At 71.7% G+C, this 5,204-nt stretch carries 3 protein-coding genes and 1 pseudogene; all 4 read right to left on the minus strand.

Translation table 11 applies throughout. The features are described from left to right. Positions 1–47: 47 nt before the first annotated feature. On the minus strand, positions 48–698 hold the full coding sequence (locus tag ACFV4P_RS35780; RefSeq protein WP_380477669.1) for a DUF742 domain-containing protein: 651 nt from the start codon (positions 696–698) through the stop codon (positions 48–50). A 167-nt stretch (positions 699–865) separates the two neighbouring features. Then, positions 866–1,279 (minus strand): roadblock/LC7 domain-containing protein, encoded by a 414-nt coding sequence (locus ACFV4P_RS35785; RefSeq protein WP_014138208.1) that lies wholly within the window; start codon positions 1,277–1,279, stop codon positions 866–868. A 10-nt stretch (positions 1,280–1,289) separates the two neighbouring features. After that, complete coding sequence (locus tag ACFV4P_RS35790) at positions 1,290–4,724, minus strand: nitrate- and nitrite sensing domain-containing protein (RefSeq protein WP_380477670.1); 3,435 nt, start codon at positions 4,722–4,724, stop codon at positions 1,290–1,292. A gap of 381 nt (positions 4,725–5,105) precedes the next feature. Next, a pseudogene (locus ACFV4P_RS35795) lies at positions 5,106–5,204 on the minus strand (ATP-binding protein); the annotation flags it as partial.

The following is a 5,204-nucleotide window of genomic DNA, read 5'->3' on the forward strand; positions in this document are numbered from 1 at the left end:
CGACGACGATCTTGGCGGAGGTGGTGGCGCGGCTGGGGGCGGCCGCGTTAGAGCTTGCGAAGTCCACTGAGGACCCTTTCGAGCAGCGTGACGTCGGGCTGGTTGCCGGATTCACCGCCGGCTGCGGGCTGGTGGATGGCGACCAGGCCGGCCTCGGCCAGGTCCGCCACGAGAATGCGGGCCACTCCCAGGGGAAGGCCGAGCAGGGCGGAGATCTCGGCCACCGACTTCACGTCGGAGGCGCACAGCGAGCAGATCCGCTGGTGCTCGGGCAGCAGGGTGGCCAGCCGGGCGGGGTCGACCGACGCGGAAACCAGTGCTTCCAGGGCGAGTTCGTACCGCGGCCGGGTACGTCCGCCGGTCATGGCGAACGGGCGGATCAGCGGTCCGGAGTCCTCGTGGTCGTCGAACCCGTCGTCCTCGTAAGGCTGTTCGGTGTGCGGCGCCTCGTAGCGGTGCGGCAGGTCGGCGGGGTCGTGCGGGAACGCCTCCTGGCCGGGGTAGGCCTGGCCGTATCCGTCCTGCTGCTGGTACCAGCGCGGGTCGGACTGCGGGGGCAGGTACGACTGGCCACCGTTGTTGAACTGCGGCGCGTACTGCTGCTGCTGACCGTGGCCGACGCCGGGAGTCCCGAAAGCGTCGTGGCCGGAGCCCGCGTACGGGACGCCGAACTGGCCACTGTGGTCGGGCGGTGTCACGGTTCATCTCCTCAAAGGGTGCGGCGGTGCGTAGCTGGCCGCGTCGCCGGAGGAGCGCCGGGGCCGGTGGTGCGAAGGCCGTACAACGCCCGGTCCCGAGGCCGCCGAAGCGACCTCGGGACGGGCAATGAGGTCTTTCGAATACCAGGACGGTATCCGACGAACCGTCAGTGCAGGAGACTGCCCTGGAGTTCGGCCCGCAGAGCGGGCGTCAGGACCGCGCCGGCGCGGTCCACCAGCAGGGCCATCTCGTAGCCGACCAGGCCGATGTCGGAGTCCGGCGAGGCGAGCACCGCGAGCGCGGAGCCGTCGCTGACGGCCATCAGGAACAGGAAGCCCCGCTCCATCTCGACCACGGTCTGGGTCACGTCGCCGCCCTCGAAGATCCGGCTGGCGCCGGAGGTCAGCGAGGTCAGTCCGGAAGCGACGGCGGCGAGCTGGTCGGCACGGTCCCGGGGGAACCCCTCGGACATGCACAGCAGCAGACCGTCGGCGGAGACCACCACCGTGTGGGACACCCCGGGGGTGTTGTCCACGAAGTTGGTGATCAGCCAGTTCAGGTTCTGTGCGGCCTGGCTCATCTGGGTCAACTCAACGCTCCTGCTGGTTCGAGCCGCCGAAGAGATCGGTGCTGCTGTTGTGCGGTCCATCACCGTACGCCCCCTGGTCGGGGTCAATCCGGAAAGTGCCGGTGGTGCCGGAGTCGCCGCCGGCCTGGCGGCCCTGCTCGACGCCGCGGCGCAGGTTGGTCAGGCGGCCGCGGACCTCGTTCGGGTCGCGGGAGACCTGCGGGCCCTCCTGCGCGGTGGGCTTGGCGTTGCCCGGCACCAGGTTCTGCCGCGGCACCCGGCGCGGCAGACCCGAAGGGGTCATGCCGGAGCTGGACGGCTCGCGGAGCTTCTCCGCGCGCTGCCAGTCGCCGTCGTTGGGCGACTCCCACTCGCTGCTGGGCGCCGCGGTCGGACCGGTCGGACCGTAGCCGCCGAGCGCCGACACGTCGTGGCCGCGCGACTCGGATTCGGCGGGCGCGGAGGTGTCCCTCGCACCGGTGAACCAGTTCGGGCTCTCCGTGCCGGTCTGACCGCCGCCCGCGCCCGCCAGCTGCTGGCCGGGGCGGCGCTGCGGCAGCCCGCTGCCGGTGGTCCCGTCCGCCGGGGCGGCCGGCGGCAGGGCCGGCAGCTCCTCCGCCGGGTACGGGTGCCCGGCGGGCTCCTCGTAGCCGTACTCCTGCTGCTGCCCGTAGCCGTCGGCGTACTGTCCGTCGGGGTACTGGCCGGCGGCGTACTGCTGCTGGTACTCGTCGCCGTACTGGCCGCCCTGGTAGGCGTCGTCCTGGTAGCCGGCCGGCGCGTACGGCGACCGGTACTGCTCGGGCGCGTACGGGTCGTCCTGGTACGGCTGCTCGGCGGGCGTGTACGGGTCATGGCCGTAGCCGGCGTCCTGGTAGCCGTACGCGTCGTCCTGGGCGGCCTGCTGGGGCTCGTACGCGGCGGCGAAGGGGTCGGAGTCCGGACGGCGGTACTCGTCGCCGTACGGGGCCTGGTAGCCGTTCTCGGCGGGGAAGCCCTCCGCGCCGTACGGCGACTCCAGGATCTCCGCCTCCATCGGCTCCGCGACGGCGGCGCCGGGGCCGGCCTCCAGGGCGGCCCGGCGGCGCTCCTCCAGGCGCTGCGAGCGCTGCATGGACTCCAGCGCGGGGGAGAAGCCGTTGCCGCTGGCGGCCACGCCGAGGGTGGGCAGGTGGTCGTCGAAGCCGAGCTCGGCGGCGGTGCGCTCCGGGCCGTCGAAGGACCACTCGGAGGGAGTGGCCTCCTGGTCGGAGAAGATCCGCGAGACGGTGAACTCCTCGCCCTGCGGCTCGGGCATCCGGGCCAGCTGGGTGAGGTGCAGCGGCAGCATCACCAGCGAGGTGGTGCCGGCCGACTCGCCCGAGGGGCGCAGCTGCACGCGGATGTCGTGCCGCTGGGACAGCCGGCCGACCACGAACAGGCCCATCCGGCGGGAGATGGTGGCGTCCACCGTGGGCGGCTCGGCGAGCTTCTCGTTGATCTCGGCGAAGTCGTCGGCGGTCAGGCCGATGCCCTTGTCGTGGATCTCGATCAGCACCCGGCCGTCCGGCAGGCCGGTGGCGTTGACCAGCACCCGGGTCTGCGGGGAGGAGAACGAGGTGGCGTTCTCCAGCAGCTCGGCGAGCAGGTGGACGAGGTCGGTCACGGCGGGGCCGACCACGTCGGCCTCGGGGATGCCGGCCAGCTCGATGCGCTCGTAGTGCTCCACCTCGGAGGCGGCGGCACGCAGCACGTCGACCAGCGGGACGGGCGTGTTCCAGCGGCGGCCGGGCTCCTCGCCCGCGAGGACGAGGAGGTTCTCGCCGTTGCGGCGCATGCGGGTGGCGAGGTGGTCCAGCTTGAAGAGGTTCTCCAGCTGGTCCGGGTCGGCCTCGTTGTTCTCCAGGTCGGTGATCAGCGCCAGCTGGCGCTGGATCAGGCCCTGGCTGCGGCGCGACAGGTTGGTGAAGATCGCGTTGACGTTGCCCCGCAGCAGCGCCTGCTCGGCGGCGAGCGAGACGGCCTGCTGGTGGACCTGGTCGAAGGCGCGGGCGACCTCGCCGATCTCGTCCTTGCCGTGCAGCGGGATCGGGGTGACGGCGGTGTCGACGCGCTCCGGGTCGGTCTTGGAGAGCTTGTCGACCAGCTCCGGCAGGCGGTGGTTGGCGATGTCCAGCGCGGCGGTGTTCAGGGTCCGCATGCCGAGGATCATCGAGCGGGCGATGTAGCCGGTGAGCAGACCGGCCAGCACCAGCGAGGCGATCACGATCAGCGCGTTCAGCACCCAGTCGGCGAACGCCCGGTCCTTGATGCTCTGGGCGTCGGCGACGACCTGGTCGAGCAGCTCGCCCTCGGCCGCGCGCAGCGCGTTCATGTGGCTCTTGGTGGCCTGGTCCCACAGCGGGCGGGTCAGGCCGTCGGCGCCGGCCGCGTTGATGATGCGGGCGGCGGCGTCGCGGTCGTTGGCGGAGGTGGCCAGCTGGTTGCCGTAGCTCATGCCGACCATCAGCAGCGCGCCCATGCTGGGCATGGTGTGGCCGTCCGGCATGCGGAGCGGGAGGCGCTGGTCGGCGGTGGCCTGGGCGACCTCGGCGTCCGAGTAGACCTTCACCTCCTCGTCGCTGGAGGCGGTGTTGAACTCGTCGCGGGCGGTCTGCTCCAGCTTGGAGGCGACCATCAGGCCCTGGATCAGGTCCTGGCCCTCGTGGCCGTCCACGCCGCCGACGCCGAGGCCGACCAGCAGGTGCAGCATCAGCGCGCGCTGGGTCGAGGCGGCCGCCTTGGCCAGCGACATCGCGTAGATGGCGCGGCCCTTGGAGGTGACGTTGGAGGAGCCGAAGCCGACCGAGTTGTCCATCGACAGCAGCGGCGCGAACAGCAGCGAGTACGCGTTGACGGTCGCGGTCGCGAACAGCTCCGGCTTGTAGGCGTTCTGCCGCAGGTGCGGCAGGAAGACCGCCATCGACTCGAACTGGCTGTTGCGGCGGGAGACCGTCGGGTCGTCCTTGATCTTGGAGAAGGCGGAGCGGTACTCGGTCAGCGCCTGGTCGGTGCGGTCGCGGAGCTTCTTCACCTCGCCCTGGTCGCCCTGGCCGGTGAGCAGCGGCACCAGGCTCTCGTCGCGCTCCTGTTCCAGCGCGTCGGCCAGCTTGGTCGCGGCGCTCGCCACCTTCGCGACGCGCACCGCGCGGTCGGCGTTGGTGTAGTCGTCCAGCGAGGTGTTGACGCGCAGGCCGCCGAAGACCAGCGCGATCACCACGGGGATGACCAGGATGGCGACCAGACGGGTCGGCACCCGCCAGTTCAGCGGGGACAGGAAGTCGGCCCGGCCGCCGCCCTTGCGGGGGGCGCCCTTGCCGGCTCCGGCTCCCGGGCGCTCGGCGGAGTCGCCTGCTGCGGCGGGGGCGGTGCGCTGTGGCTCGCCGCGGTCCTCGGCCGCGGCGAACGCGGAGAACTGACCTGGGGTCTGGCCGCTCACCGGTTCCTGCTGGCGGGGCTCGGAGCGCCGCTGCGGGGTGACTGGCTGCTTACGCCTCACTCGACAACAACCTCTCGACCGACTGGCGGCCATGGATCTATCCGGCGGCTACCCCTCGACGGGCCGCGGCCCGACGGGTACTACGGGGCAGCTGGAATTCCAACACGAGCCGGAGAAGCGGACAAACGGCTGACCTGCCCCGGGGGGATGGGGCGGAAAGCGGACATTTACGGCTGAATTCCCGCAAACCTCAAGGTCTTTGGCGCGGACCGGAACCAACTGGCTACAGGCTGTCAGTAGGGCCCGGCAAATGTCTGTCGAACTGTTACCGGGGGACGCGAACCATCCTTGGCGCGCGCCCCCGGCCGGGCCTTCCGGCACTCACCGCAGGCGGGCGAGGAGGGCGTGTTCGACGAGGGTGATGAGGGCGCTCTTGGCGCTGTCGCGGCGTCGGGCGTCGAGGGTGACGATGGGGATGTC

Source organism: Kitasatospora sp. NPDC059795 (genome assembly GCF_042732175.1).
Classification (GTDB): domain Bacteria; phylum Actinomycetota; class Actinomycetes; order Streptomycetales; family Streptomycetaceae; genus Kitasatospora.

Coding starts and splice junctions, on each gene's coding strand:
- ACFV4P_RS35785 (WP_014138208.1), bottom strand. CDS start 1,279: ATGAGCCAGGCCGCACAGAACCTGAACTGGCTGATCACCAACTTCGTG.